Source organism: Salegentibacter echinorum (assembly GCF_900129445.1).
Classification (GTDB): domain Bacteria; phylum Bacteroidota; class Bacteroidia; order Flavobacteriales; family Flavobacteriaceae; genus Salegentibacter; species Salegentibacter echinorum.
The window spans coordinates 145321-172225 of the sequence record NZ_FQVT01000006.1; the positions used below are offsets into that span (position 1 = coordinate 145321).

Genomic DNA, 26905 nt, shown 5'->3' on the forward strand with positions numbered 1-26905 from the left:
GGAATCTCCCAAGTGAGGCTTATGAAAGATTCTTCGTTCCGCAAGCTCCACTCTGAAGGACAACCGTACTGTCATTGCAACGCTATACCATCCAAAGAAAGCTTGTTTTTGTTTTATCGTCTAATTAAACCGAAATTCTCTTCGTTACATTTTTAATACGCTGGGAGTTTAGAACCACCAGGATCATTGTTGCGCAGAGAAGGAGAATAATCGTACTAAAATCTACATCATTATCTATTAAAAAACCAACCAGTAAAGGTCCTAAAGCAGTACTAATTACCATAAACATGGTGAAAACACTACGAATAGCACCCATTTTTTCGGTACCATAAATTTCAGCAATTAAGGAAGTTTTTACTGTGCCAGACATTCCGGTGGTAATTCCAGCGGTAATTAGGAATAAAAGTGCACCAATAATACTATCCATTAACGCGAAAGGAATTAGGCCCAGAGACATTGGGATTAGGTATATCCTAGACATCTTTTTTGCAGTAAATTTGTCAACCCAGGTACCGCCAAACAGCGAAAAGCAGAAACGGGCAATGGCATAAACCGTAAAAAAAGTCGCATAAAGTTGCGCCGACCAGCCTTTGTCTTCCACAAAAACATATTGATAGAAAAAGATAGCAGTATTGGTGAAACTCAAGATAAAACTGGCCGGCATCATAATCCCAAAACGTTTATCTAAAACCACGCTTTTATAATCTTTAATAAGCGACCAGGTAGAAGGTTTGCCTTCCGGGGAAAGTTGTTTATCAAAATCTATTAAATCGGTGAACTTTAACCGAATTAAGTAGAGTAGGAGGGCAACCCCACTGATGATCGCAGCAATTCTCCAATCGAAAAAAGCAATAATAGAAGTAATGATAATGGGAAAAATTGCTTCTCCCATAGAATAACCTAAAGAAGAAATACTCAGGGCTTTTCCGCGGTTTTTATCAAAATATTTTGAAATAATGGTCATACTAATGTGGCTCATCAAGCCCTGTCCGCATAATCGCAATCCCACCAGGGCGACAAAAAGTACGGCGAGATGGTAGGAAAACCCCAGCAAAATACTAGATAGGCCTAAACTAATTACGGTAAAAGCGGTTACTTTTTTTACCGGTTTATGATCTACGGTATGTCCAACCGTGAGCATAATTATGGAAGCACTAACGGTACAGGCGGCGTAAATTGCTCCAAAAGTGCCTTCAGATATAGCAAAGGCTTTTACAATTTCTGGCACATATAGAGAAATAAGAAAAGTTTGTCCGAAACTGGATAGAAACGTGAGTAACCATCCAAAACTAACTTTCTTAAAATTGCCACGTAAAAAATAGTAGTATTCTTTCAAAATAATAGTTTAAAATTTAAGCGTTGCAAAGTTAAGGGGGTTACATTAGAATATTATGGAGATTTTGTTGAATGTGTAGTTAAGGTTGATTTTGGATAATATCTTGCGGAAGACCTCACAGGTCTCCGAGACCTGTGAGGTCTAACTTTAAAGGAGAAAAAATAAATTCCCTATAAATATTTCGTGTTACCACGGGCAAGTTGAAAAGTTTGAAATTTAAAATCGGTTTTTCAATATAAAAAGTGCTTAGAACATTATTAAACGCCAGGCATAACATAAGCGTTTTTTAACAGGAAAATTACTTTTAAATGTGGGAATTAATTTAAATTCGTTTTACTAATCAAAAAAATCTAATTATGAGAGGTCTTCTTTGGCTTGTAGCCGTTATTTGCATCATTCTTTGGTTATTGGGTATTTTGGGATTTATTTCTGGTATTGGCACCGGTAATCTTATTCATATTCTTATTGTTTTGGCCATAATCATAGTGCTTTATAATATCATTGCAGGGAGAAGGTGATTTTTGTTTATTAAAGAAACAATATCGCTTTGCTGCCAGAAATAAGAAAAAAGACTAAATTTTAGATAGCTGAGAATTGTGCTTTTTATAAAAACTTTTCCTCAATAAAATGAATAACAAAATCGCAATTTTAAGAGGAATAAACGTAGGAGGAAAAAGAAAGATCCTGATGGCAGATTTGAAACAAATGTTTCAGGATTTAGGCTTTACAGATATTAAAACTTACATTCAAAGTGGTAATGTAATTTTTAAAGCCAATGCTGAAAATAAGGAATTGGAGAACAAAATAGAAAGCGCTATTAAAGATAAATTTGGTTTCGATGTTCCGGTAATTGTTAGGACTTCAAAAGAATTAATAGAATCAATTGGTCGGAATCCATTCTATAAACCAAATGCAGATATCAAGAACTTACATTTGACCTTTCTAAAAAAAGAACCGGGCAAAGAAAATAAACAATTTACCGAAACCTATAATTATGAACCTGACAAATTTATAATTGACGAAAAAGATGTTTTCGTTTTCTGTGAAGGTAAATACCACCAATCTAAATTGACCAATAATTTTTTTGAGAAAAAACTGAAAGTAGGTGCAACTACCAGGAATTGGAAAACTATTTTAAAATTAGTTGAGTAAAAGCTAAGAAAGCTTATGAACAAAAATCTAAATGCATCAAATCTTCTAATGTAAATCTTTAATATTTACATTTGCACTATAATTTATATTATGTAAAATAGAGTGTTTGCGAATACAGGAATCTATTTCAAAACTATACTCCCTATAATTAATCCTTCTCTTTTGATTCCAATGCTTTTATTTCTCCCCGATAAGAAATATTTGAACGTTGGGTAGTATTTACATTCGTGCTGGTTTTACCATTGGAGAAAACGTTGATGCGAAAAGTGAAGTTTTCTGTTCCTTTTTTTGCTTCAAATTTGATTACCTGGCGATCTTTATCTTCGTCTCTGTAGCTTTCAAAATTTTTAGCCGATCCTTTATAAGCTATTCCGCCTTCAGCATTATAGCCGCCACCAGAATACCGAACTCCAAAATATGGCAAAAATAATTCTACGCTATCTGTTTTGAATCTAATATAATTTGTATTCCCAATTAAATTCACCTGTCCGCCGCTCATGGGTAAAGCCCAGGTATTGTTTATTTCAAATTCTCCACTAGAAATTAATTCAGCAGTCCTTTCACGTTCTGCAATTTTTTCAGCAGAATCTTGCGCACTACCGCATCCTAAAAAAATTAGTATCAAAACTATAAAAATAGTTATTATGCCAGACTTTATTTTTTTCATAATAAATGCTTTAAGCTGTTCCCTGTCCCTGTATAAATTTAAGCAAAATTGCGCAAAGATCTCTCTCTAATTTATAGACTTGAGCCTGCAGCGAAAAGTAAAACACACTAATTCCAATTAAAGCCTGGCCCAATACAAGTCGTAGCATTTTTAAATCGCGATTATTTTGGAAGATTTTCTGAGTTTTTTAGCAGTGTTTAGTTTCTTAAATACATTTTAAATGTTTGCTTAAAAATTGTAATTTTCGAATCTAATTAAAACTAGACTATATGGCCGGTGGTTCTAAACTCGCAATTTATGGCGCTGTAGGCGCTAATATTTTAATCGCAACCAGCAAATTTATTGCTTCTTTTTTTACGGGGAGCTCGGCAATGCTCGCAGAAGGCATTCATTCCCTGGTCGATACCGGTAATGGCCTGCTCCTACTCCTTGGCTTAAAAAGATCTAAGCAAAATCCAGATAAATTACATCCTTTTGGATATGGAAAAGAAATTTATTTTTGGAGTTTTGTGGTGAGTATGCTCATTTTTGCCCTGGGTGGTGGATTTGCCATATACGAAGGAATTCACGCTCTGCAAAATCCAGAGGTCATGGAAGATCCTACCTGGAACTATGCCGTACTTGGGGCTGCGATTGTTTTTGAAAGCATAGCACTGGCGATTTCGCTTAAAACTTTTAATAAATCCCGTGCAAAGAAAACAAACCTTATTAGCAGTATCATTAAAAGTAAAGATGCTGCAACTTTTGCCGTAATTATTGAAGATACTGCAGCATTGGCCGGACTTCTCGTAGCGCTTCTTGGGGTATTCTTATCACAACAACTCAATAATCCTTACCTGGATGGCGCTGCATCTATTGTTATTGGTGCCATCCTACTAACGGTTGCAACGTTTTTGGCCCGGGAAAGTAAAGAATTGCTCCTGGGAGAAAGCGCCAGTCCTAAAGTGATTGATAAAGTTGAAAAAATACTACGGAAAAACATTAATATTAAAGACTGGTCGCTACCGCAAACTATGCACTTTGGTCCCGATAAAATTTTATTAGTGGTAGAAATTGATATGATTGATGGTCTTTCTTTAGAAGCCGCTGAAAAGACAATGGACAGCCTAAGGCTGGAAATTAAAAATAAAGAACCGCATATAAATCAGGTTTATCTCCAAACCACTAATAAACTACCAGGGAATAATTTTGGAAATACCAATTCCTAGATTTCTATAAGTTAGCTTTCACTATTAAGGTGAATTCATAAAAGTTACAGGTATCACAGGTTTTTATTTTTTGCTATCTATACTTTAAACAACTAAAAGAGTTGAAAATCCTTACTGTTCACAGAAAACAAATTATATTCGAAAAAAGTTGTTTTCTGAAACTACACAAGGTTAAAAAAACACAATCTTAAATCTTTGCTAAGAATCACTTAAGGATTTGTACGCCTGTTATATTTTAGGTTACTTGGTACAAACAAAACATTTAATTTATGGAAGCAATATATCAATTTGTAAAACTGGAAAAAAGCGAAAATCTTCAGGAATTCGCCCAGAAGAAATTAGACAAACTTGAGACAAAATACGACTGGATTATTAAGGCTCAGGTTTATTTTAAGCGCGAGGAAGTTCAGGATCCAAAAGGGTTTATATGTAATATCAAATTAAGCGCACCGGGACCACAGCTTTTTGCCGAATCTAACAAAGAATCATTCGAAGCCGCTACCGCCGAAACAGTTAAAGACCTGGAACGACAATTAGCAAAACGAAAAAGCCAAATGAAGACACATTCTAATTAGCCGTCAAATTCTTGTAACAACGCAAATTTTAATGCGGCAATTGACCCCGACTTTATATTAATATTTGGGGTAAGCTAATTGATTTATAATTATTAGCTGTCTAATAATTAAGCTTTCTTAGAAATGTTAGTGATGTATAGACTAATGTTTTTAAGAAAGCTTTTTTATTCCACTCGGTTTCTTTCTAAATGTAGCGTTTCTAACCCTATAAATTAATTCAGGATATTATCAAATTGCAATCCCTTATAATTGGTCACTTTTAAAGCTTTGGAGTAGTTCATTATAAAATCCAGGGTTTTCTTACTTGGTTCCAATTTATTAGAGGGTTCGTTCTTTGATAATTTTTTTGTGTAAAGTTTTGCCATTTTATTTTTTTATGAAGTTGGTTCTTAATCTTAACGCAATTTTAAATAGGATATTATGGCACAGACTTAAATATTATTTTTTTTGGCTATAGTTTAGCACTGCGTTGATAATATCCCGGTTTGTGAATCTTGCGGACTGAAAAATCTTTATTCTAAGAAAACAGATTCCCCCTACCTCGGAATGACAGCTCATAATACCTGTAGTAACCTTATTTTTTAAAATCTGAAATATTGATAGTTTCAATGATGTCCAGGACTAGAAAAGCTAATCTTTAATTGAATCAACAACCTCGACCCAAGGGTGCGAGGTATGCTTCCGAAAAAACTCTTTTATTTCATGGCTAGCCCCAGGAATTAAATCCTTGGCTATCGCCCCGCGATTAAATTCAGATAAAAATTTTCATGTATTAACCCTTCCGACTTCTTCCGCTCCCGCAGTAGAAGCCACCTTCTCGAAGGAGCAGTTCCCATTCTCCATTACTAATTAATAGACCTGCCCTAGTATTTCTCTGCAGTATAAAAATTTTCTTCAGGAATAAAAAACCACGAACCCCGAATAATTAATATTCAGGAATTCGTGGTAGGTATAAAATATGTTTGGTAAGCTTTTATTTTTCAGAAGAAAAAATCGCTAATTAATTGGTCAAAACCAGGTTGTGTTTTTCAATAATCTTACGCAGGTTAATGAGCGCATAACGCATTCTACCTAAAGCAGTGTTGATACTCACGCCTGTTCTTTCAGAAATTTCTTTAAAGCTCATATCCTTGTAAATACGCATCACCAAAACTTCCAGTTGATCTTCGGGAAGCTCTTTAATCAATTCTTTTACATCATTTTCAATTTGATCTTTTATGATCTGTTTTTCAGCATTTAAATCGTCGTCACTCAACACCGAAAAAATATTAAAATCCCCACTATTGTCAAATTTGGGCATTCTTTTATTGCGGCGAAAATGATCTATCACCAAATTATGGGCAATACGCATCACCCAGGGTAAAAACTTGCCTTCCTCGTTGTATTTACCGCGTTTTAAGGTATTGATTACTTTAATGAAGGTATCCTGGAAAATATCTTCAGCAATATCCCGGTTATATACCTTAGAAAATATAAAACTGTAAATTCTATGCTGGTGCCTATTTATAAGTTTGCTAAGTGCTAATTCACTTCCGTCTATATAACGACGTACAAGAATAGCGTCGGAGATTTCAACGTTTTCCATTTCAGTTACTTTATTCAGGATGGTAGTGTCCTGAGGGTTAGGTTATTTAGTTTTAAAGTAACTGTGTGCTATAGGCTGCGGTTTTCTATTTTAAATGGAAGTCAAATATAGCAAGATATTTTTAAGAATAACAAACAAAAGCTTTGTTTTTTAACATTACTATAAGAATGAACCTGTTTTCCACACTGCTTGTTATTGAGTACCTTTGCAGACTTAGTATAGAAAAATAAGCATGAATATTGACCTTGCCGAAATAGATTTAAAAGAAAATATTGTTATAAAGGGTGCCAAACTACATAACCTTAAAGATATAAATGTAGTTATACCCCGTAATAAATTGGTGGTAATTACCGGGCTCTCGGGTTCAGGGAAATCCAGTTTAGCATTCGATACACTTTATGCTGAAGGGCAGCGGCGTTATGTGGAAAGTTTATCTTCTTATGCTCGTCAATTTCTTGGCAGGCTCAATAAACCAAAAGTAGATTATATTAAAGGCATCGCCCCGGCGATAGCGATAGAGCAAAAGGTAAATTCTACCAATCCTCGCTCTACAGTAGGAACTTCTACTGAAATTTATGATTATTTAAAATTGCTTTTTGCCAGGATCGGGAAAACCTATTCGCCTGTTTCTGGAAATGAGGTGAAAAGGGATCGCGTTGCAGATGTTATAGATTATATTAAAAGTTTTGAAGAACGGGAAAAGCTCCTCCTCCTCGCCCCTATTCATATTGAGAAAGGTAGGACGCTAACTGAAAAAATCAAAGTGCTTGCACAACAAGGCTATAGCAGGATTAAAGTTAAAGACCAGGTGCTTCGCATAGATGAAGCCGATCTTAAAAACCTGAAGAAAAAAGACACTTTCCTGGTGGTAGATAGAATTATCACTAAAGATGAAGAGGATTTTTACAATAGGCTTGCAGATGCTACCGATGCTGCATTCTTTGAGGGAAAAGGCGAACTTTATATAGAACAAATGGAAACGGGGAAAACCAGGCATTTTAGCAATAAGTTCGAATTAGATGGAATGACTTTTTTGGAACCCAATGTACATTTATTCAGCTTTAATAATCCTTATGGGGCCTGCCCAAAATGCGAAGGTTATGGTGATGTAATAGGTATAGATGAAGATTTGGTAATTCCAAACACGGGACTTTCAGTTTACGATAATGCTATTTTTCCCTGGCGGGGAGAAAGTATGAGCTGGTATAAAGACCAGTTGGTGAATAATTCCCATAAGTTCGATTTTCCTATTCACAAACCCTGGTTTCAATTAACACAAGAGCAAAAAGACCTGGTTTGGAATGGTAATAAGCATTTTGAAGGTTTAAATGACTTTTTTGCATTCTTAGAACGAAAAGCCTATAAAATTCAGAACAGGGTTATGCTTTCTCGTTATCGTGGGAAGACTCGTTGTTCAGCTTGTAAAGGTAAAAGGCTTAGACCGGAAGCTGAATATGTAAAAATAAGCGAACACAGTATCACAGACCTGGTAGAAAAACCCCTGGAAAAGGTAAGAGAGTTTTTTAAGGAGCTTAAATTAGATGAATACGATACTACAATTGCCAAGCGTTTATTAACGGAAATCAATAGCCGCTTAAAATTCCTTTCGGAAGTTGGTCTGGATTATCTTACTCTAAACCGAAAATCTAACACGTTGTCCGGTGGGGAATCGCAACGTATTAACCTGGCGACTTCTTTAGGAAGTAGTTTAGTGGGTTCTATGTATATTTTAGATGAACCATCCATTGGTTTACATCCCAGGGACACCGAGCGTTTAATTGGTGTTCTTAAAAATCTGCGCGATTTAGGCAACACGGTAATCGTAGTAGAACACGATGAAGATATTATGAACGCCGCCGATGAAATTATTGATATTGGCCCTGAAGCCGGAACACACGGCGGGGAGGTTGTCGCCACAGGAAACTTAAAACAGATCCTTAAATCTAATTCCCTTACTTCACAATATCTAAACGGTAAAAAAGAAATTGAAGTTCCCAAAAAACGCAGGAAAGCTAAAGGAGAAATTAGAATTATAGGCGCTCGCGAAAATAACCTGCAAAATATTAATGTTAGTATTCCTCTAAAAAGCTTTACCGCGATTACCGGAGTTTCCGGAAGCGGAAAGAGTACGTTGGTAAAGAAAATATTATACCCTGCGATTCAGAAAAAAATTGGTGGATATGGAGAAAAAGCCGGACAATACACCGATATTCAAGGAGATTTTAAAAATCTGGGCAGTGTAGAATATATAGATCAAAATCCAATTGGTAGATCTTCCCGTTCCAATCCTGTGACCTATATTAAGGCTTATGATGATATTAGATCACTTTTTGCAAATCAAAAGCTTGCAAATATTAGAGGTTTTAAACCCAAACACTTTTCTTTTAATGTAGATGGCGGACGTTGTGAAGCCTGTAAAGGTGAAGGTGAAGTAACTATAGAGATGCAATTTATGGCAGATGTTCACCTGGAGTGTGAAGTTTGCAATGGAAAGCGCTTTAAAAAAGATGTGCTGGAAATATTGTATGCCAACAAGAATATCGATGATGTGTTGAATATGACTATAGACGACGCAATAGATTTCTTTGAAGAAAATGAGCTCGATAAGATTGTTAAAAAGCTTAGGCCATTGCAGGATGTTGGTTTGGGGTATGTGCAATTGGGCCAGAGTTCGTCTACCCTATCTGGCGGGGAAGCCCAGCGTATAAAACTTGCTTCGTTTTTGGTAAAAGGTACCACCAAAGAAAAGGCTTTGTTTATTTTTGATGAACCTACAACCGGTTTACATTTTCACGATATCAAGAAGCTGCTTAAAGCCTTTGATGCTTTAATTGATAAAGGACATAGCGTTGTGGTGATAGAACATAATATGGATTTAGTGAAATGCGCCGATTATATTATTGATATTGGCCCCGGTGGCGGAGTTTACGGCGGAAATATTGTTGCTGAGGGTACCCCCGAAGAAATAGCAAAATCTAAAGACTCGTTTACCGCTAAGTATTTAAAGGATAAAGTATAAGGCTTATCGGGTTAGTTAGGTAATTATAAGAGTTCCTTCCCTTCGAAGGGAAGGTGGCTTCTTCTGCGATAGCGGAAGAAGTCGAAAGGGTTGATAGTTGATATAATTTAGACGAATTTAATCACTTGAATTTTTAAGTATTCGTGAATTAGTGGCAATTTTTTTCTACACTTCCCACCTGATATTCATAATCAATACTATTGATTACCGAAGTAGGTTTCGACTGAGCTAAAACCTGACATTTCCGTTATTATTTGATATAACAATATTCTCCAAACCTAAAGAGGTAAATATGTTGACCTTAATGCTGAAAAATATAAAACTAAGAATAAGTGTTTCTTCAGAAGAACTACTTTCTATTCAGCATCTTGTATTCTTCGTAGCAGCCACTTAAAGCATCTAAAATTTGTAGGTCGTTTGCGGCTTTTAAATAGTCTTTAGAGTAATTACAGCGTTGCAGAAGTTCATTAATTTCAGCTTCATTAATTTGTAAGAGAGCAATTAAGGTCTCGCGGTTAAATTTTTTCCGCAGTAACTCCCTAATTTCATCATTTTCTTTCATTTGCCGCAACTTACGCATCTGTCGTGGTTTTTTTCCGAAGATATTATGCATTAGATCGGCGGGGTTAAAAATAGCGCCAATTACCCGGGAAACTGCACCGGGAGAGTTATCACCGGCTTCATACCCTGAGTTTAATCCAGAGATACTGTATCGTTGATTCTCATAAATGGGGATATTTTTGGCGTCTATTTCCAGGTATCCGGTGAGCGTTACTGGTTGCAGTACCACTTCTTCAAGAGCTATCCCCAATTCGGTCATCTTCACCTTTACGCTGCCATATTTAAGCCAGTCGTTCGTAACCCGCACTTTAATAGACTTAAATCCCAGGTAAGAAAAATAAAGTGTATCGTTTACCGTAGCCGGTAATTTAAAAGAACCATCATCCTTACTTACAGCGCCTTTCACCTGGTTAAGGTTCACAATATGCACCTTTTCGATAGGTTTATCGTTGGCAGCGTTCATAACGGTTCCGTTTACCACATCTTGCGAAAATGCGTTGCAGGCTATAAAAAATACTAAAAGGGTAAAAAGATACTTCTTCATAATAACTGGCGTCTAAATTATAAAATACTTATAAAAAACAATGCCATATTTTAAGTTTTAGCCATTAGAATTAAACTTATTCGTTTTAACATAGTAAAACAAGCAATTGGACTTGTCTTTAAGCTTCTAATGGTATTATAAGTAAGCAGTCGCAGTAACCAGTATCTAAATACTGCTCACCGGGACTGCTTACTGAATATTTCTATGTAAAATAGATTCTTTACTGCTTTACAAGCTGTGATAGGTTATTTTTTACCACGTCTTCTTTTAATAGAATTTTCAATATTCTTGTTCCTGTTGCCAGCTTTACTTTTTCCGCGACGGCCACCTGAAGCATTGTCGCCACCGGAGCGTCTTCGGCCGCCACCTTTAAAAGAATCCTGCTTTCCACCTCCTTTGTTGAACTTACCTTTACGTTTTCCACCACCGCGATTTCCGCGTCCGCCTGTATCTTTGGTTTCTTCAACATTAATATACCTTCCCTGATGTTGAAAATCCTTAAAGGTATTCAATACATTTTCGGTACTCTTAGCATCAGTATTAAAGAACGAGAAACTGTCTTTTACATCTACTTTAAATACATCATCGCGACCAAGATCTAAAGTTGCCTTTAAGAAATCTTTTAAGCTCATCCAATCGAAGCCGTCTTTAGCCCCAACGTTAATAAAGTAACGTGTAGAATCGCCACCATCACCTGCTGAAGCAGAAGGAGCACTTAATCCCGAAGAATTTTTATAGTAATTAAAGAACCTGGTAAATTCTACAGAAAAGAATTTTTTAATTAGTTCTTCCTTGCTAAAATCTTCCAGCACTTCATTAATACCCGGTAAATAAGCATCTATTTCGCGGTTTATTTCAGTGTCTTTTATATTCTTTGCCAAATGGAACAACTGCACCCTGCATATCTCCATCCCGTCTGGAATATCTTTCTGTTCAAATTTCTGCTGAATAATGCGCTCAATACTCTTTATTTTACGCATTTCACTCTTAGTGATAATCACCATGGAAACCCCGCTTTTTCCGGCTCGACCAGTACGGCCGCTACGGTGCGTGTAAGTTTCTATCTCATCTGGTAACTGGTAATTAATCACGTGGGTAATATCATCTACATCAATACCACGGGCAGCAACATCTGTTGCAACCAACATTTGAATTTGCTTGGTCCTAAAGCTTTTCATCACCAAATCCCGTTGATTCTGGCTTAAGTCGCCGTGCAAAGCAGCGGCGCTATAACCGTCTTCAATTAGCTTTTCTGCAACTTTTTGGGTATCTCTTTTTGTACGACAAAAGATTACTGAAAATATATCGGGATTGGCATCAGCCAGTCTTTTCAATGCTTCGTAACGCTGTCTTGAATTAACAAGATAATACTCGTGAGAAACATTAGAAGTTCCCTGGTTTTTAGATCCTACCGTAATTTCTATAGGAGTACGCATAAATTTCTTGGCAATAGTTGCCACTTCTTTAGGCATGGTAGCCGAAAATAACCAGGTATGCTTTTCTTTTGGGGTATGCGAAAGTATATTTTTAATATCTTCAAAGAAACCCATATTCAACATCTCATCGGCTTCATCCAGAACGCAATATTCAATTTTCGAAATATTAACCAATTTACGGTTAATCATATCCTGCATTCTACCTGGAGTAGCGACAATTATTTGCGCCCCACGTTCTATTTGCCTGGCCTGGTCTGTAATACTGGCGCCACCATAGACCGCCACTGCGTGTAAGCCTTGTTCGTGTTTTGAATAATTCTTAATTTCATGGGTAATCTGTAGGCATAGTTCACGGGTTGGTGAAAGGATTAATGCCTGGGTATGCTTATTGTTTGCATTTATTTTTTGGATAAGCGGAAATCCAAAAGCAGCGGTTTTTCCAGTACCGGTTTGGGCTAATGCCACCATATCGGTATCTTCTTTCAATAAAACAGGAATCGCTTTTTCCTGTACTTCACTTGGGCTTTCAAAACCCATATCTTCGACTGCTTTAAGAATAGAAGGGTTTAAACCTAATTGTTCAAATTTGTTCATATAAAAAATTAAATAAGCGGCAAAGGTACGGCTAAGAATATAAAATTGAGTTATCTACTTACTTTATTTTGAAAGATAGGCGATTAGCGCTTTAAATGCTTTTGCTCTATGACTTATTTTTGATTTTTCATTTAAATTCATTTCAGCAAAAGTTTGCTCGAAACCTTCCGGTTTAAAAACAGGATCATAACCAAAACCCTGGTCACCACGTCTTTCCTCAATCACTTCTCCTTTACAAATTCCCGTAAAAATGCTTTGCTTATTCTCTAAATTTAGTGCAATAACCGTTTTAAACCTTCCTTTTCTATTCTCTTTCTCCTCTAGTTGCGACAGTAATTTGTTCACATTAGCTTTATCATCTTTTTCTTCGCCCGCATATCGTGCCGAATGTACACCGGGAGCGCCATCTAAAGCTTCAATTTCCAGCCCGGTATCGTCTGCAAAGCAGTTATAGCCATAATGATTTCGTACATAATCGGCTTTTAATATGGCGTTACCATCTATGGTATCGGCATCTTCCACGATTTCTTCGGTACAACCAATATCTTCTAAAGACAATAGTTCAAAGTGCTGTGGTAAAAGCGCTTTTATTTCCTTTAATTTATTTTGATTATGCGTGGCGAATACAAGTTTCATAGTTTATGGTTTTAATCTTAGTATGAGGAATTTTTCACAGGCTCCAATCACCTTTTGTTTGTTCTGCTAATTTCTGCGGCCATTATCAGCCTGATTTTATACTTTGTTTCTAGCGATGGTGATAAGGTTCGTTTTTTAAAATTGTAAAGGCGCGGTAAAGTTGCTCGGTAAAAAACAAGCGCACCATTTGATGGGAAAAAGTCATTTGAGAAAGGGCTATTTTGGCATCGGCTCTTTTATAAATTGCTTCAGAAAACCCATAAGGGCCGCCAATTATAAAAATAAGTTGTTTGAGCCCGCTGTTTAATCTCTTCTGAAGGTATGCTGAAAATTTTTCCGAAGAAAACTCTTTTCCATTTTCATCAAGTAGCACTACAAAATCTGAATTCTGAAGTTTTGCTGAAATTAGGCTTCCCTCCTTCTCTTTCTGCTTATTTTCATCCAGGTTTTTCGTCTTTTTTAAATCGGGTATAATTTCGATTTCAAATTTGTTGTAAAACTGAAGCCTTTTGTAATATACTTCTATAAGTTGTTTTAGCTCCCGGTTATCGGTTTTCCCTATACAGAGTAATTTTATCGTCATTCGGTAGATTTTGCGCAGACTTTGCTACATTTACAAAAATAAGTATTGCAAAATGATCTCGAAAGCACAATTTGAAAAAGAAATAAGTCTAATTATTGAAAACGCCATTCGCGAAGATATTGGTCCCGGCGATCACAGTTCACTGGCTTGCATTCCCGCCAAGGCAAATGGAAAAGCGAAGCTGTTAATTAAAGATGAAGGAGTTCTCGCTGGGGTGGAATTTGCTAAAATGGTTTTTGAAAGAATAGATCCCGACCTGAGTATTGATGTAAAAATGAAAGATGGTGAGAAGATCTCTCAAGGTGATATTGCATTTTATATAGCCGGAAGTTCACAATCTATTCTAAAAGGCGAAAGGCTGGTGTTAAATGCGATGCAAAGAATGAGTGCTATCGCTACAAAAACCAATGCTTTCGTTAAAGAATTGGAGGGAACAAAAACAAAGATCCTGGATACCAGAAAAACTACCCCCGGAATACGGGCTTTAGAAAAATGGGCTGTAAAAATAGGTGGTGGCGAAAACCACAGGTTTGCCTTGTACGATATGATTATGTTAAAAGATAATCACATAGATTTTGCCGGCGGAATTACCAAAGCCATCCAAAAAACCAAAATTTACCTCAAAGAGAACGAGCTCGATCTAAAGATAATTGTGGAAGCCAGGAATTTGATGGAAATTGAAGAGATATTAAACGCCGGTGAGGTATATCGTATTCTTATAGATAACTTCAATTATGAAGACACGAAAAAAGCGGTGCAGTTAATTGATGGTAGGTGCTTAACCGAGTCCAGTGGGGGTATCACTTTAGATACAGCATCAAAATATGCACGATGTGGGGTAGATTATATTTCCAGTGGTGCTTTAACGCATTCGGTCTATAATCTTGACCTTAGTTTAAAAGCAATATAAAAATATGTCTGCCAAAAGGGTCTTTTTAACTACACTCGTAAAGATTTCTAATTGGTGGAGAACAAAAACCAAGAAGATTATCTTACCCGGGTTAGATGGGCTATCATTTTATGATCTTTGGAAGATTTATACCGTAGGGATTATTCAGGGGACTTTTTCAACCCGAGCCAGTGCGATCGCTTTTAGCTTTTTTATGGCGTTATTCCCGTTTTTGCTTTTTATGCTTAACCTTATTCCCTATGTGAATTTTATAGATGACTTCCAGTTGCAGTTTCTTATTTTTATGGATTCTCTACTGCCACCAAACACTCATGATTTTTTTAATGATATCTTTCTTGATATTGCCAATACTCCTCGTGGTGGTCTTCTTTCTATTGCATTTATTCTATCTATTTTTTTAATGACCAATGGCGTAAATGCCATATTTACCGGTTTTGAATTCTCTTACCATACCAGCCATAATAGATCTATAGTTAGACAGTATATTGTTGCAGTAGGGATTTCGCTGGCATTAGCCATGGTGTTATTGTTAACCGTTATCCTCGTGGTTTATCTTAATTATGTGGTTAATGATTTCAATGGAATTAACACAAATGAGGCAAGTCCGGTTTTTGTGAAATACACCGCCTTTATTTTATTGGTGTATGTTGCTGTTTCTACGCTTTATTATTTTGGAACAAAAGAAGCAAGACAGGCTCGGTTTTTCTCCACAGGTGCAATCTTTACAACTATCTTAATTGCTTTAAACACCTACTTTTTTGGTTTATATATAGAGAATTTCTCTACTTATAATGAGCTTTATGGCTCGATTGGTGCACTATTAATTTTGATGGTTTATATTTGGTTAAATTCAAACATTTTATTGTTGGGATTTGAATTAAATGCATCTTTAATAAAAATGAAGAAAAAAATTAAATAACTTTATAATTCCAAAACCTTCTAATTATGAAAAAAATTTTAGTATTACTAGTTGTTATGTGCGGTATAAACCTGTCATCGGCACAAACCGAAATCGCCGGGATAACTTTACCGGCGACTCTAACTTATTCTTCAGAAGACCTAATCCTAAATGGAGCCGGAGTGAGAGAAAAGTTTTGGATGGATATGTATGCCGGTGGCCTGTATCTTAAAAATCGCGCTGTAGATGCTTCTGAAATTATAAATAAAGATGAAGCTATGGCCATTAGATTGCACATTGTTTCTGGAATGATAAACAGTAAACGCATGGTCAATGCAGTAAATGAAGGATTTGAAAATGCTACCAATGACAATACAAAGCCTATTGCTTCAGAAATCAAAAAGTTTAAAAACCTATTTGAAGAAGAAATAAGTAAAGGCGATATTTTCGATCTCGTTTACATCCCAGATGAAGGTGTTGTAGTTTATAAAAACGATAAAAAGAGTGGCAGCATTAAAGGAATGGAATTCAAAAAAGCGCTATTTGGAATTTGGCTTTCAGACAATCCAGCAGATAAAGATCTGAAGAAAGATATGTTAGATAAATAATTAAAAGATTTTAGTGTATGATCATTTCTAGATTTATTTTAAGCAAACTAATCCTTTTATTTATTATTTGCACTTCAACGAGTGATCTTAGGGCGCAGGGAGTATTTGGAAAATGGGAAGTTAAAAATGACGCCGGCCGGGTAAATTCTATTATAGAAGTTTATGAAGAAAATGGAATAGTACAGGGTAAAGTTATTAGAATCACCAATGAAAATCACCGTGATAGAAAATGTACCAAATGTCCCGGGGAGCTTAAGAACAAGCCTATTGAAGGTCTTAGGGTAATTCGTGACTTTGAAAAAGAAGGGAATGAATATGTAAATGGCACCTTAATAGACCCAGATTCTGGCAAGCAGTACAAAGGAAAGATATGGGTTGATGAGGAAAAACCAGATCAATTAAACGTTCGTGGCTATATCGCATTCTTTTATAAGACCAAGACCTGGGAACGCGCCGATTAAATTATCTTTTAATACTTTACCAGCGATATTTAGAATATCGCTGGCTATTTTTTAAACTATTTTCAGAAGAATTAATTATTAAATCTGTTAATCAAAAATCGTGGAAGATAAATAGCGGTCTCCCCTATCACAAATAATACTCACTACAAGGCCTTCTTCAAGTTCTTCACATAATCTCACTGCGGCAGCAGTAGCACCTCCACTACTCATCCCGGCAAAAATACCTTCTTTGGTAGCCAGGCGCTTTGTCATGGCAACTGCATCTGCTTCACTCACTTCTAAAATTCGATCTACTTTTTCAGGATTAAAAATTTTAGGAAGATAAGCTTCCGGCCACTTTCTAATCCCAGGAATCTTAGAATTATCGGTAGGTTGCACTCCCACAATCTGGATATCCTTATTTTGTTCTTTTAGAAAACCAGAAGTCCCCATAATAGTTCCCGTTGTTCCCATGGACGAAACAAAATGGGTGATTTTATGTTTGGTATCTTCCCAAATTTCGGGACCGGTGGTTTTATAATGTGCTTTCCAATTATCGTTATTACTAAATTGATTGAACATAAAATAATCTCCACCGGCCATTTTTTCTTCAGCATAATCCCGGGCGCCTTCAATTCCGCCATCACCATCTGTCAAAGTTACCTTAGCGCCATAAGCACGCATAGTTTTCACCCTTTCGATCGTGGCATTTTCCGGCATTACCAATTCTAAATCCAGTTTAAATATACCGGCAATCATCGCTAAAGCAATTCCGGTATTTCCGCTGGTTGCTTCTATTAGTTTGGTATCCTTTGTAATATCTCCCCTATCCAGTGCGCTTTTAATCATATTGTAAGCAGCGCGATCTTTTACACTTCCGCCGGGATTGTCACCTTCAAGCTTAAAATACAAAGCTACATTAGGATTTTTAACCAAAGTCTGGGCTTTTACTAAAGGTGTATTTCCAATTAAATCTAAAATTGAATCGTTCATTATTCTGTTGTGTTTTTAATATTAATTTGTGGCGTATGGGAAACCATGGAATTTTTTGGCACCGAAGAAGTAAGCCAAACATTCCCACCAATAATACTGTTTGCTCCAATGTGGGTTTCTCCTCCCAGAATAGAGGCATTGGCATAGATAGTTACATTTTCTGCAATGGTAGGATGTCGTTTTAGATTTTTAAGATTACGATCTACATATAAGGCGCCCAGGGTCACTCCCTGATAGATTTTTACATTATTTTCTATCACCGCTGTTTCACCAATTACAACCCCGGTAGCGTGATCTATAAAGAAAGGGGTGCCAATTTTTGCCCCGGGATGTATGTCTGTACCGGTAAGGGAATGAGCACTTTCGGCCATTAATCTTGGGACCAGGGGCAAGCCAAAATTATAGAAAGCATGACAAAATCTATGAATAGCGATAGCAAAAAAGCCGGGATAAGAAAGAATAACTTCTTCTATAGAATTTGCAGCGGGATCGTTTCCTGCAATTGTATTGGCATCTTTGTTTAGTTTTTCAAGAATACCGGGAAGTTCTTCCAGGTATTGCTGCCAGATATCTTCGCACGGCTTTTCTGGTTCCCAACAAACCAAATTTGCCAACTCTTGAAAATCTTTCCCTAATTGATCTATATTTTTATCAACCGGAGTTTCGGCATCAAAAAGGGTATAAAATAAATTTTTTGTAAAAGCTTCCGTTTTTTCTCTTATGCTGAATTTTAAATTAGGAAGTCGTTTTTGATTTTTTATGCTTTCAATTACATCATTAGTACTCATGTGAATTTCCCGTGTAAATAATATTTAACAATTATTCCTGAAATAAAACCATTAAGTCTCCAGGAGCTATACCAATTTAACTTTGTAAAGTCGCACAGAAAGCGAAGTTGCTTTTTTGTTCTATGACGCTGCGATTGGTTTGCATAGCCGCAGCTATGGAAATTATGAGCAAGGAAATAGAGCGGAAAATGAACAAGCTTGAATGCGTCATTATATGGTTAAATTGGTATTATATTTCAAATGTAAGCAATACCTATTAAAATTTCTTTTTTTCTTTATAAATGCTATCGATAATAATATTATGACTTCAAACCCTGATTAAGCCATAACATTAAGTCTGCTTAATTTCGATGTAAAGGAATGTTTATAATTCTTCTCCAACACATGTTGTCTTATAGGATTTAGTACGGTGTTTTGGAGTATTTCTGAAGAAAAATAAAATATTAAAACTACTGAGCTTATGCATTTTCTATAAAACTCGTTATAACCGGAATCAACAACCTCTACCCAAGGGCGCGAGGTATACTTCCGAAAAAACTTTTTTATTTCGAGGCAAGCCCCGGGAGAATTAAACCCCTGGCTATCGCCCCGCGATTAAACCAACCTAATTCTTACTTTCTTGCGCTTTAATTTAGTATTATCTAATTTATTAATAAGGGTTTGGACATTTTCACCAGGAACAGCTACAAATGCACAATCTTGTTTTAGTTCAATTAACCCTAACTCCTCTTTCTTAAGTCCCCCCTCTTTTAAGAACAGGCCTGCGATATCTCCTTTAGAGATTTTGTCCTTTCTTCCTCCAGAAATAAATAAAGTACAATTTAAAACTTCTTGTGAAAGTTTCATTTTTTCCTCTAACTGATGTTCATTCTTCTGAATAAAATCGGGTAATTTTTCATGTTTATTATAAAGAACAAAAGCAGTTCCTTTCTTATGCATTCTCGCTGTTCGTCCGTTTCTGTGTGTAAATTCTTCAGCTTTTAAAGGCAATTGATAATGAATGATAAAATCAATTTCTGGCACGTCAATTCCCCGGGCAGCAAGATCTGTTGCGATGAGGATTCGATGAGTACCGTTTCTAAATTTTATGAGGGATCGTTCGCGATCTCTTTGTTCCATTCCTCCGGAAAATATACCGTGTGCTATATTTTTTTCGTGTAGAAAATCACTAAGCTGGGCAATACTATCTTTTAGGTTGCAAAAAATTATCCCTGTTTTGCTTTCCAGTTCCTCAAGCAAGGCTAATAAAGTCTTATTGGTGCTGCCAAAGGTTTCCAGGGTTTTAATAGTGACCGCCGGAGTATTCGATTGCAAAAAGTCTAGAACTTCTGCATTTTTAATACCTACAAATTCCGGGATTTTCTCCGGTTGTGTTGCTGAAGTCAAAATTCGGTTTTCAAGTTGAGGCAAGCTGGAAATAATTTCTTTCATTTCTGTCTCGAAGCCGGTTTCGAGGGATTTATCAAATTCGTTCAGCACTAAAACTTTAATAAACTCAACAGAAAAGCTTTCTCTTCTTAAGTGATCGGCTATCCTGCCAGGGGTTCCTATTAAAATAGAAGGAGGATGAATTAAATCCTGTTTATCTTTTTTAAAAGCACGGCCGCCATAAACAGCGTGAACTTTAAAGCCGGCACCTATTTCACGGGTAACCTGTTCAATTTGAATAGCGAGCTCTCGCGATGGCACTAAAATAAGGGCCTGAACTTCGGTTTTATCCGGATCTAAATTAGCCAGAATTGGCAATAAAAATGCGAGGGTCTTACCGGTTCCGGTAGGAGAGAGCAAAACGGTATCTTTTTTATTCGAGATTGTATCGTACGCTTTTTGCTGCATTACATTTAACTCCCGGATTTTAAGTTTATCCAGGATCTCCTGTAAATTCTTTATTGCATTTTGCATAGGGGAATTTTATGGGGATAGTAATAACGAGAATAAAAAAGACTTCCCCGAAGAAAATATAGCCTGCCGTAGCCTGGCAGCTTGTAAAAAGAAAAAAGGTTCAGGATATAAAAACATCCTGAACCTTAAATTTTAAAATATCATTAAATCACTTTAACGCGTACCGCATTCATGCCTTTCATTCCGCGTTCTAGCTCATAAGTAACTTTGTCATTTTCGTTAATCTCGTCTATAAGACCGGTAACGTGTACAAAATATTTCTCATTATTTTCAGCATCTATGATAAAACCAAAACCTTTTGAGTGATCAAAGAAGGAAACTTTCCCTGTACGTTGCGGATCTTCCTCTGGTAGATCTTCTTTCTTAGGAGTTCCTATTTCTATACTTTCGGCATCCACCTCTACTTTTTGAGAGGGATCTGGAGGAGTATCGGTAAGATTACCATCGGCGTCAACATAAGCGATCATGTCTTCAAAATTGCCGCCTTTATTTGAATTTTCCTTTCGCTCCTGCTTCCTGAGTTCTTTTTCCTTTCGCTTCTTTAATTTCTTTTTCTCTTTTTCAGTTTTACTAAATGTCTGCTGAGATTTGCCCATTAGTTGATTTTAATTAATAATTATTTGAGTAAGCAGATTTGGAATCCTGATTGTTTCTAAAGCTATAATAAACTTTTTCTTTAAAAAAAATCCAGATTCTTTCATCGCTTTAACTTATACAAAGATAAGGGATAAGATTCAATTTATTTAATCTAATAGAAATAATAATTAACAAATAGAAGCTTGTTCAAAAATTATTAAATCTTAGTCTGAAAGTTATTAAAAACTAATCATCAAGATTTATTTGCAAGATAGTTGCCGGTTGTCTCCTACTTTCATTAGAGATATATAAATTACCGGCTTCATCAAATGCAAGACCTTCTGGTTTGGGAAAAGTTTTGGGATTCAGAATATGAATATTACTAATAACCCCGCTTTGATTTAAAATAATTATTTTTGGTTGATGTCCTTCCAAAATATAGATTTCCCCGGTTTTAGGGTGAATGCTCAAGGCTGTAGCCCTAATGATTAGAGAAGAGCGCCCTCCTTTTAATTTCTTAAATTCCTTAGCATTCACATCCAACTCAAAAAGACTATTTGTATTGGTGGTTTTGGTTTCAAGATTAAACGCATAAATGCCTTTTCTATCTCTACGAATATTGTATTCTTTAATCATAAGCAAAAGCCGGTCATTTTTAGAATCCACCTCAATGGCTTCCAAATCGTCTAGATCTATACCGGAAACTTTATAGGAATTAATTTTTCTGTTGGCTTTTCTATAATTTATAATTTCAAATAACTTGCCATCACTACGTGTAACCCAGGCCGTCTTCCCAGCTACGCTAATCGCTTCATAATCTCCTGCGTCCCCAAAATGAATACGATTGGTTATTTCTGCCGTTTTTAAATTGTAGATATAAATCAAACCTTTTTCATCCTGGATGCAAGCCAACTCATTATTCCCAATATGACTAATTCCAGAAATCTCATTTAGTTCTTGCGATAATTCCCATTTTTCAGAAATATTATAGGTTTTGGCATTCTCATCGAACGCAAAATAACTTCCTTTTGAAAAGCCCCAATAAATTAGCGCCGTAACTATAAGAACCGCTATAATTATACTCCATACTAACTTCTTCATTCAAATTTATTTTATCGATTGCAAGTTCATTTCGCTATAATTCAAAGATTTAATTCTGTTATAGATTCTTTAATCTAAGCTATAACCCATTTTTCAAACTATTTCTGAACGGTCATTTTGGTATTTCTGTTTAAAAATAAGTTTTTGCTACAGCCATATTCTACAAAATTAGTTTCATTTAATCTTTAAAATTTATTTAAAAGCTTAAAAAACCATTAAAATTTTATATAGTATTTCATTGGTATTTGTTTCTTTGCAGCAATTATAACCAGGTATGCTAAACAAGATTAAAAAACACCCTAAATTAAAATGGGGTCTCCTCATAATTTTAAGTCTGCTTGCCCTTGCAATATTATTTTTTAGCAGCATCTACTTTGGTGCCTGGGGAAAGCTACCTTCTTCTCTAGAATTAAAAGACCTTAAACAAAATCGAGCCACTCAGGTATTGGCCGCAAACGGAGACCTTATAGGTAAATTTTACGTTTTCGATCGTCAGCCGGTAAAATACGAAGCATTTCCAGAGCACCTTGTAAATGCACTTATTGCTACTGAAGATGCGCGGTTTTTTGAACACGAAGGAATAGACAAGCGAAGTTTATTGCGTGTGTTTTTTAAATCTATATTATTGCAGGATGATTCTTCGGGCGGCGGAAGCACCATCACCCTACAACTCGCCAAGAATATTTACGGCCGTAAAGATTACGGTAGTTTGGGGATTGTGGTGAATAAATTTCAGGAAGCCATAATTGCCAGTCGGCTGGAAGATATTTACTCAAAAAAGGAGATTATAAGACTGTATTTTAATACGGTGCCTTTTAGCGATAATACCTTTGGTATTGAAAGTGCCGCGATGAAATTCTTTAATAAACACACTTCTCAACTCAATCTTGAAGAAGCCGCTGTACTGGTGGGAATGTTAAAAGCTTCGCATTATTATAATCCAAGAATTTTTCCCGAGCGCAGCAGGTTAAGACGTGATGTGGTGCTCACGCAAATGAAAAAATATGGATATATCACTGAAGCAAAGCTGAAAAAAACAATACAAAAAGAACTGGAGTTGGATTATAAAAGCTATAGTCACGATAAAGGTTTGGCGCCCTATTTTAGGGAGCAAGTGAGAAAAGATGTAAGTAAAGTTTTAGATACTTTAAAAAATAAGGATGGCAAGAAATACAATATTTATCGCGACGGACTCATTGTGCACACAACACTTAATTATAAGCTTCAGGTTTTGGCTGAAGAAGCTTTAAAAGAGCATATGGCTAATTTACAGAAACAACACGAAGCTTCTTATGGCAAGGCAGCGCCCTGGTTAACAAATAAAAACCTGGTGCTCGATGCTTTAAAAAAGACCTCAGCCTGGAAAAATCTAGCAAAAGAGGATTTAAAAGAAACCGAAATATTAAAAAAACTAAACACAAAGCATAATACTGAGCTTTTTGATTATGATGGTGTAACTACAAAAAATGTGAGTACGCGTGATAGTGTTGCACATTATTTAAAATTTTTAAACGCGGGAATGTTAGCCGTCAAACCACAAAATGGTGCTGTACAGGCTTGGGTTGGCGGTATCGATTTTCGTTACTTTAAGTATGATCACGTTTCCCAAAGCAAGCGGCAGGTAGGCTCTACTTTTAAACCTTTTGTATATACTGCTGCATTGGAAAGCGGAATTGAAGTATGTGATTATTTCTCACCCCGGGAGGTAACTTATGCCAATGGTTGGACACCTTCTAACTCTGGCGGAGTAAAGGAAGAAGATGAGCATATTAATTACAACCTAAAAGAAGCTTTAAGTAAGTCTATGAATACTATTGCTGTAAAAGTGCTTATGGAAACAGGCATTAATAAAGTAATTCGCCAGGCTCAAAGTATGGGAATAACATCTAAGCTTCCCGCGGTACCTTCTATTGCACTGGGCACAGCCTCTTTAAGTGTAACCGAATTAACCGAGGCTTATACGCCTTTTGTAAACAAAGGCCTTACCAGCAAGGCTTATTATATTACCCGAATAGAAGATGGCGCGGGAAATATTTTGGCCGAATTTGAGCCTGAAATTTCTAAAAAACCTTCCCTTACCGAAACCAATAGAAAGTTAATGATTGAAATGATGAAAGCCACGGTGAATGAAGGGACGGCTACCAGGCTGCGAACTACCTATGGCTTAAGAAATGATATTGCCGGAAAAACCGGAACAACCCAAAATAATAAAGATGGATGGTTTGTAGGTATTACGCCAAACCTGCTCGCAGTAACCTGGGTGGGCGCAGACGATCACCGTATTGGGTTTAGAAACACAGCTATTGGACAGGGCGCTAATTCTGCTTTACCAATTTTTGGAAAACTGATGCAGAAAATGAATAAAGATCCGGAGTTTAATGAATTTACAAGAGCCAGGTTTGCACCTGTTTCCCGGGAAATCAAAGAAATGATGGACTGTGATCCTACCAAGCGCGACGGGTTTTTTAAACGACTTTTTGGTGGTGGAAAAGATAATAAAGCAGAAAAAGAAGAGAAAAAAGAGAAGAAAGGCTTCTTTAAACGCTTGTTTGGAGGCGGGAAAAAGAATAAAAACTAAGGTAGTAGCTTATAATAAAACACAAACCCTGGGTTTATATTCCAGGGTTTTGTGTTTAAGAATTACCTAAGTTTTAGGCAATACTTTTTTCAGGAATGTGAACTTCTAATAAATTAAGCTCAGTTTCATAACCCGATAATGCTTCAGTCATTTGCTCAAAATCATTTTTAAAGCAATCTTTTTTGTCATTCAATAAATCTCTGTAATAAGCGATTCCCTTTAAAAGATTGTTTTTGAATTTTTTCATCTTCTTTAACTGGGGTGCAATAGTGCCGTCCTGCATATCTTCTAACTCAGTCTTAAAATAATCCATATATACCTGTAATTCTTTAATGAACATATGGGGACGACTATTCGTCCTAATTACATTGGTACTTCCATAAATATGGCCAACCATATTCTTAAGGCTCAAAGTTTTGGAAAAATAAGCCATATTAGGACCAGGACAAATGGCTACACCCTGTGCCTGGCCTTTAATTCGCAGGTCATTCTCCATCAAGGCAGCGTTACCTAACCCAACACATAAACAAGCTTTTTCGGTAATTTTATATTTCTTTTTTTCATAAGTTTTAGAACTAAGTTCAGACCTTTCCTCTTCCAGTTCTTTTAATTTGATATCCTGGAATTTTTTGGAAGCTGAACATATTCCCTGCTCATCATACTCTTTGCTTAAAGCCAGGTACTTTTTAGGGCAGGAACTTCCAGCCTTATCTTCGGCTATTCGTTTATTTTTAAAGCGCTCGTTAGTGGTTCCCCTCACCGTATTAAACGGAACACCCAGCGGAGAAATGTTGCTTAAATAAAGATCTTTTTCTTTGGCATCTGCCAGGAGTTTACGTGTCTCCATATCTACCGAAGTAGCTTCTGGCACCAATAAAAATGGAGAGCCCCAACCAACCGAAGCAACTTTATAATGATCTAAGAGAAAATCGTGTTCTGCGGCAGTTCCTACTCCACCTTGCACGGTAATATTTAATTCCGGAGCGTTTTCAACCATATTCTTTCCTTTACGTTCCAGCGCTTTATTCATAAGATCGAAGGCCGATTTTATAAGATCATCTTTCTTTTCTTTAAATTCTTCTAAAATTGGACCCATTAAGTGACCATCGGTAGCGAAAGCATGACCGCCACAATTTAAGCCAGATTCTATTCGGTATTCTGAAACCCAAAGACCTTTTTTTGCAAAGTAATTTCCCTGTATAAAAGCCGATCTATAATCACTTACTTTTAAAATTATTTTCTTTCTTAGTTTTCCCTCAGCATCTGGATAAAAATCGTCAAATTCTTCAAAATAACTGTAGAGCCTGGGATTCATTCCCGCTGAAAGCACAATGGAAGAAGACAGGTTAGAACTGGCAAAACCCTTTAAAGCCGCGTGCGCATCGTTATATTCAACAGGAAGTTGTTCATTTTTTTCGAAGTTATCTTTATCAATTTTAGACATGATATTCACATCTACACTTCCCGGACTCAAATGCTCTTCCAGGAAATTTTTAAATTCTTCTCCGGCGGTTTTACCAGATTCCATCAATTCTTGCAAGCCTTGCTTAATTTCCGACTGTCCCGGGAGCATGGCTATATAGTTCTCTAAGGCAGTTTTGTTTTCAGCCAGTTCTTCTTTAAATCCGGTAAATTTATCTTTTACTAGTTTATCTACCAGGTTGAGATAAGACCTAATACGTTCAGCCCTAAAACCTTTTACTTTTTTGGAAATTTCCTGATAAGGTAAATCGAATTTAGCGCTGTAAAAAGCGTTCATTTTTTCCATTAGTTCATCGTCTATAATAGAGATTACCGATGAAATCCCATAATGCCCAACCCTTATCGGGCTATCTATGGTAAAAGCAGTTCCCATCACGGGGATGTGAAAACTGTGCAATTGTTTTTTAAATGTCATTCCCTAATTTTTTCTATTCCAAACACGATTTTTAAAGCTTAAACGTTTTTCCTCTGTTTTTTAGAAGAAATCAGCTACGGTTTGGTTGTTTGGGATAAAGGAATGGGATAATTATAAATTAGAATATGACCCTAATCATATTTGAGATAATTCTGTAGTCGGGTATCGGTTATCGGTTGTGAGTTGCGAGTTGCGAGTTGCGGGTTTCGCGTTTCGCGTCATCGCGAGACCCACTACAAAAAATTTGAAAAACGGCAATATTGACGTAAACTTACGGTACAAATCAAAAGCGGCCATTTGTAACCGTCTTAGCTATAG

24 protein-coding genes are annotated in these 26905 nt (G+C 36.3%); 10 read left to right on the forward strand and 14 right to left on the reverse strand.

The window, feature by feature from the left end; all coding sequences use genetic code 11:
* Nucleotides 1-124: 124 nt before the first annotated feature.
* The gene (locus BUA71_RS11220) at nt 125-1336 is read right to left on the reverse strand and encodes an MFS transporter (protein ID WP_072879776.1); all 1212 of its coding nucleotides are present in this window, start codon (nt 1334-1336) and stop codon (nt 125-127) included.
* 356 nt (nt 1337-1692) lie between these two features.
* Here BUA71_RS11220 and BUA71_RS17495 point away from each other — a divergent pair, with 356 nt between their 5' ends.
* Together BUA71_RS17495 and BUA71_RS11225 are read left to right on the forward strand one after the other, a co-directional pair.
* A complete protein-coding gene (locus BUA71_RS17495) occupies nt 1693-1854 on the forward strand; it encodes a lmo0937 family membrane protein (protein WP_139277092.1) in 162 nt (53 codons plus the stop codon).
* A gap of 109 nt (nt 1855-1963) precedes the next feature.
* Complete coding sequence (locus BUA71_RS11225; protein WP_072879778.1) at nt 1964-2488, forward strand: DUF1697 domain-containing protein; 525 nt, start codon at nt 1964-1966, stop codon at nt 2486-2488.
* A gap of 148 nt (nt 2489-2636) precedes the next feature.
* Here the strand turns inward: BUA71_RS11225 and BUA71_RS11230 are convergent, their stop codons facing one another.
* On the reverse strand, nt 2637-3155 hold the full coding sequence (locus BUA71_RS11230; RefSeq protein ID WP_072879780.1) for a DUF4251 domain-containing protein: 519 nt from the start codon (nt 3153-3155) through the stop codon (nt 2637-2639).
* A gap of 269 nt (nt 3156-3424) precedes the next feature.
* Here BUA71_RS11230 and BUA71_RS11235 point away from each other — a divergent pair, with 269 nt between their 5' ends.
* Together BUA71_RS11235 and hpf are read left to right on the forward strand one after the other, a co-directional pair.
* On the forward strand, nt 3425-4363 hold the full coding sequence (locus BUA71_RS11235) for a cation diffusion facilitator family transporter (protein ID WP_072879782.1): 939 nt from the start codon (nt 3425-3427) through the stop codon (nt 4361-4363).
* A gap of 269 nt (nt 4364-4632) precedes the next feature.
* Nucleotides 4633-4938: a ribosome hibernation-promoting factor, HPF/YfiA family gene (gene hpf, locus BUA71_RS11240; RefSeq protein ID WP_072879784.1), complete on the forward strand. Its 306-nt coding sequence runs from the start codon at nt 4633-4635 to the stop codon at nt 4936-4938.
* Between the two features lie 212 nt (nt 4939-5150).
* On the opposite strand, the gene BUA71_RS17625 is transcribed toward hpf, so the two are convergent.
* Nucleotides 5151-5303 (reverse strand): hypothetical protein, encoded by a 153-nt coding sequence (locus tag BUA71_RS17625; protein ID WP_175545954.1) that lies wholly within the window; start codon nt 5301-5303, stop codon nt 5151-5153.
* 635 nt (nt 5304-5938) lie between these two features.
* Complete coding sequence (locus tag BUA71_RS11245; protein ID WP_072879786.1) at nt 5939-6523, reverse strand: RNA polymerase sigma factor; 585 nt, start codon at nt 6521-6523, stop codon at nt 5939-5941.
* Between the two features lie 232 nt (nt 6524-6755).
* Between BUA71_RS11245 and uvrA the strand changes: the two genes are divergently transcribed.
* Nucleotides 6756-9542 carry an excinuclease ABC subunit UvrA gene (uvrA, locus tag BUA71_RS11250; protein WP_072879788.1) on the forward strand — a complete coding sequence of 929 codons (2787 nt, stop codon included), beginning with the start codon at nt 6756-6758 and terminating at the stop codon, nt 9540-9542.
* Between the two features lie 349 nt (nt 9543-9891).
* Here the strand turns inward: uvrA and BUA71_RS11255 are convergent, their stop codons facing one another.
* From BUA71_RS11255 to rlmH, 4 genes are all read right to left on the reverse strand, one after another.
* Nucleotides 9892-10647 (reverse strand): carboxypeptidase-like regulatory domain-containing protein, encoded by a 756-nt coding sequence (locus BUA71_RS11255; RefSeq protein ID WP_072879789.1) that lies wholly within the window; start codon nt 10645-10647, stop codon nt 9892-9894.
* Nucleotides 10648-10892: 245 nt separating this feature from the next.
* On the reverse strand, nt 10893-12677 hold the full coding sequence (locus BUA71_RS11260; protein ID WP_072879791.1) for a DEAD/DEAH box helicase: 1785 nt from the start codon (nt 12675-12677) through the stop codon (nt 10893-10895).
* 63 nt (nt 12678-12740) lie between these two features.
* Nucleotides 12741-13313: a non-canonical purine NTP diphosphatase gene (locus BUA71_RS11265; RefSeq protein ID WP_072879793.1), complete on the reverse strand. Its 573-nt coding sequence runs from the start codon at nt 13311-13313 to the stop codon at nt 12741-12743.
* 109 nt (nt 13314-13422) lie between these two features.
* The gene (rlmH, locus tag BUA71_RS11270; RefSeq protein WP_072879795.1) at nt 13423-13896 is read right to left on the reverse strand and encodes a 23S rRNA (pseudouridine(1915)-N(3))-methyltransferase RlmH; all 474 of its coding nucleotides are present in this window, start codon (nt 13894-13896) and stop codon (nt 13423-13425) included.
* A 52-nt stretch (nt 13897-13948) separates the two neighbouring features.
* Between rlmH and nadC the strand changes: the two genes are divergently transcribed.
* Genes nadC through BUA71_RS11290 form a run of 4 tightly spaced genes read left to right on the forward strand, consistent with a single transcriptional unit; the run spans nt 13949 to nt 16773 of the window.
* Nucleotides 13949-14806, forward strand: coding sequence for a carboxylating nicotinate-nucleotide diphosphorylase (gene nadC / locus BUA71_RS11275; RefSeq protein ID WP_072879797.1), 858 nt, complete (start codon nt 13949-13951; stop codon nt 14804-14806).
* Nucleotides 14807-14810: 4 nt separating this feature from the next.
* Nucleotides 14811-15725, forward strand: a complete 915-nt coding sequence (locus tag BUA71_RS11280; protein WP_072879799.1) for a YihY/virulence factor BrkB family protein — start codon at nt 14811-14813, stop codon at nt 15723-15725.
* Between the two features lie 26 nt (nt 15726-15751).
* Nucleotides 15752-16312, forward strand: a complete 561-nt coding sequence (locus BUA71_RS11285; RefSeq protein ID WP_072879801.1) for a chalcone isomerase family protein — start codon at nt 15752-15754, stop codon at nt 16310-16312.
* Nucleotides 16313-16329: 17 nt separating this feature from the next.
* Entirely contained in the window at nt 16330-16773 is a 444-nt protein-coding gene (locus BUA71_RS11290; protein ID WP_083572089.1) for a DUF2147 domain-containing protein, read from the forward strand.
* An 87-nt stretch (nt 16774-16860) separates the two neighbouring features.
* Here BUA71_RS11290 and cysM read toward each other — a convergent pair whose 3' ends face one another.
* The 5 genes from cysM to BUA71_RS11315 form a co-directional block, all read right to left on the reverse strand.
* Nucleotides 16861-17745 carry a cysteine synthase CysM gene (cysM, locus tag BUA71_RS11295; RefSeq protein ID WP_072879803.1) on the reverse strand — a complete coding sequence of 295 codons (885 nt, stop codon included), beginning with the start codon at nt 17743-17745 and terminating at the stop codon, nt 16861-16863.
* Entirely contained in the window at nt 17745-18533 is a 789-nt protein-coding gene (locus BUA71_RS11300) for a serine O-acetyltransferase (RefSeq protein ID WP_072879805.1), read from the reverse strand. The genes cysM and BUA71_RS11300 overlap by 1 nt, the downstream gene beginning before the upstream one ends.
* A gap of 594 nt (nt 18534-19127) precedes the next feature.
* A complete protein-coding gene (locus tag BUA71_RS11305; RefSeq protein ID WP_072879807.1) occupies nt 19128-20435 on the reverse strand; it encodes a DEAD/DEAH box helicase in 1308 nt (435 codons plus the stop codon).
* Between the two features lie 143 nt (nt 20436-20578).
* Nucleotides 20579-21031, reverse strand: coding sequence for a cold-shock protein (locus BUA71_RS11310; protein ID WP_072879809.1), 453 nt, complete (start codon nt 21029-21031; stop codon nt 20579-20581).
* Nucleotides 21032-21257: 226 nt separating this feature from the next.
* Nucleotides 21258-22112 carry an SdiA-regulated domain-containing protein gene (locus BUA71_RS11315; protein ID WP_072879811.1) on the reverse strand — a complete coding sequence of 285 codons (855 nt, stop codon included), beginning with the start codon at nt 22110-22112 and terminating at the stop codon, nt 21258-21260.
* A gap of 274 nt (nt 22113-22386) precedes the next feature.
* Here BUA71_RS11315 and BUA71_RS11320 point away from each other — a divergent pair, with 274 nt between their 5' ends.
* A complete protein-coding gene (locus tag BUA71_RS11320; RefSeq protein ID WP_072879812.1) occupies nt 22387-24690 on the forward strand; it encodes a transglycosylase domain-containing protein in 2304 nt (767 codons plus the stop codon).
* A gap of 73 nt (nt 24691-24763) precedes the next feature.
* On the opposite strand, the gene BUA71_RS11325 is transcribed toward BUA71_RS11320, so the two are convergent.
* Nucleotides 24764-26587, reverse strand: coding sequence for a hypothetical protein (locus BUA71_RS11325; RefSeq protein ID WP_072879814.1), 1824 nt, complete (start codon nt 26585-26587; stop codon nt 24764-24766).
* Nucleotides 26588-26905 lie beyond the last annotated feature (318 nt).

Excerpts from the sequence above, each read along its gene's own strand:
- BUA71_RS11280 (WP_072879799.1), top strand. The coding sequence starts at position 14,811 with ATGTCTGCCAAAAGGGTCTTTTTAACTACACTCGTAAAGATTTCTAAT.
- BUA71_RS11265 (WP_072879793.1), bottom strand. The coding sequence starts at position 13,313 with ATGAAACTTGTATTCGCCACGCATAATCAAAATAAATTAAAGGAAATA.
- cysM (WP_072879803.1), bottom strand. The coding sequence starts at position 17,745 with ATGAACGATTCAATTTTAGATTTAATTGGAAATACACCTTTAGTAAAA.
- BUA71_RS11305 (WP_072879807.1), bottom strand. The coding sequence starts at position 20,435 with ATGCAAAATGCAATAAAGAATTTACAGGAGATCCTGGATAAACTTAAA.
- BUA71_RS11310 (WP_072879809.1), bottom strand. The coding sequence starts at position 21,031 with ATGGGCAAATCTCAGCAGACATTTAGTAAAACTGAAAAAGAGAAAAAG.
- BUA71_RS11315 (WP_072879811.1), bottom strand. The coding sequence starts at position 22,112 with ATGAAGAAGTTAGTATGGAGTATAATTATAGCGGTTCTTATAGTTACG.
- BUA71_RS17625 (WP_175545954.1), bottom strand. The coding sequence starts at position 5,303 with ATGGCAAAACTTTACACAAAAAAATTATCAAAGAACGAACCCTCTAAT.
- BUA71_RS11290 (WP_083572089.1), top strand. The coding sequence starts at position 16,330 with ATGATCATTTCTAGATTTATTTTAAGCAAACTAATCCTTTTATTTATT.
- BUA71_RS11230 (WP_072879780.1), bottom strand. The coding sequence starts at position 3,155 with ATGAAAAAAATAAAGTCTGGCATAATAACTATTTTTATAGTTTTGATA.
- hpf (WP_072879784.1), top strand. The coding sequence starts at position 4,633 with ATGGAAGCAATATATCAATTTGTAAAACTGGAAAAAAGCGAAAATCTT.
- BUA71_RS11325 (WP_072879814.1), bottom strand. The coding sequence starts at position 26,587 with ATGACATTTAAAAAACAATTGCACAGTTTTCACATCCCCGTGATGGGA.
- BUA71_RS17495 (WP_139277092.1), top strand. The coding sequence starts at position 1,693 with ATGAGAGGTCTTCTTTGGCTTGTAGCCGTTATTTGCATCATTCTTTGG.
- nadC (WP_072879797.1), top strand. The coding sequence starts at position 13,949 with ATGATCTCGAAAGCACAATTTGAAAAAGAAATAAGTCTAATTATTGAA.
- BUA71_RS11225 (WP_072879778.1), top strand. The coding sequence starts at position 1,964 with ATGAATAACAAAATCGCAATTTTAAGAGGAATAAACGTAGGAGGAAAA.
- uvrA (WP_072879788.1), top strand. The coding sequence starts at position 6,756 with ATGAATATTGACCTTGCCGAAATAGATTTAAAAGAAAATATTGTTATA.
- BUA71_RS11245 (WP_072879786.1), bottom strand. The coding sequence starts at position 6,523 with ATGGAAAACGTTGAAATCTCCGACGCTATTCTTGTACGTCGTTATATA.
- rlmH (WP_072879795.1), bottom strand. The coding sequence starts at position 13,896 with ATGACGATAAAATTACTCTGTATAGGGAAAACCGATAACCGGGAGCTA.
- BUA71_RS11320 (WP_072879812.1), top strand. The coding sequence starts at position 22,387 with ATGCTAAACAAGATTAAAAAACACCCTAAATTAAAATGGGGTCTCCTC.
- BUA71_RS11300 (WP_072879805.1), bottom strand. The coding sequence starts at position 18,533 with ATGAGTACTAATGATGTAATTGAAAGCATAAAAAATCAAAAACGACTT.
- BUA71_RS11255 (WP_072879789.1), bottom strand. The coding sequence starts at position 10,647 with ATGAAGAAGTATCTTTTTACCCTTTTAGTATTTTTTATAGCCTGCAAC.
- BUA71_RS11235 (WP_072879782.1), top strand. The coding sequence starts at position 3,425 with ATGGCCGGTGGTTCTAAACTCGCAATTTATGGCGCTGTAGGCGCTAAT.
- BUA71_RS11285 (WP_072879801.1), top strand. The coding sequence starts at position 15,752 with ATGAAAAAAATTTTAGTATTACTAGTTGTTATGTGCGGTATAAACCTG.
- BUA71_RS11260 (WP_072879791.1), bottom strand. The coding sequence starts at position 12,677 with ATGAACAAATTTGAACAATTAGGTTTAAACCCTTCTATTCTTAAAGCA.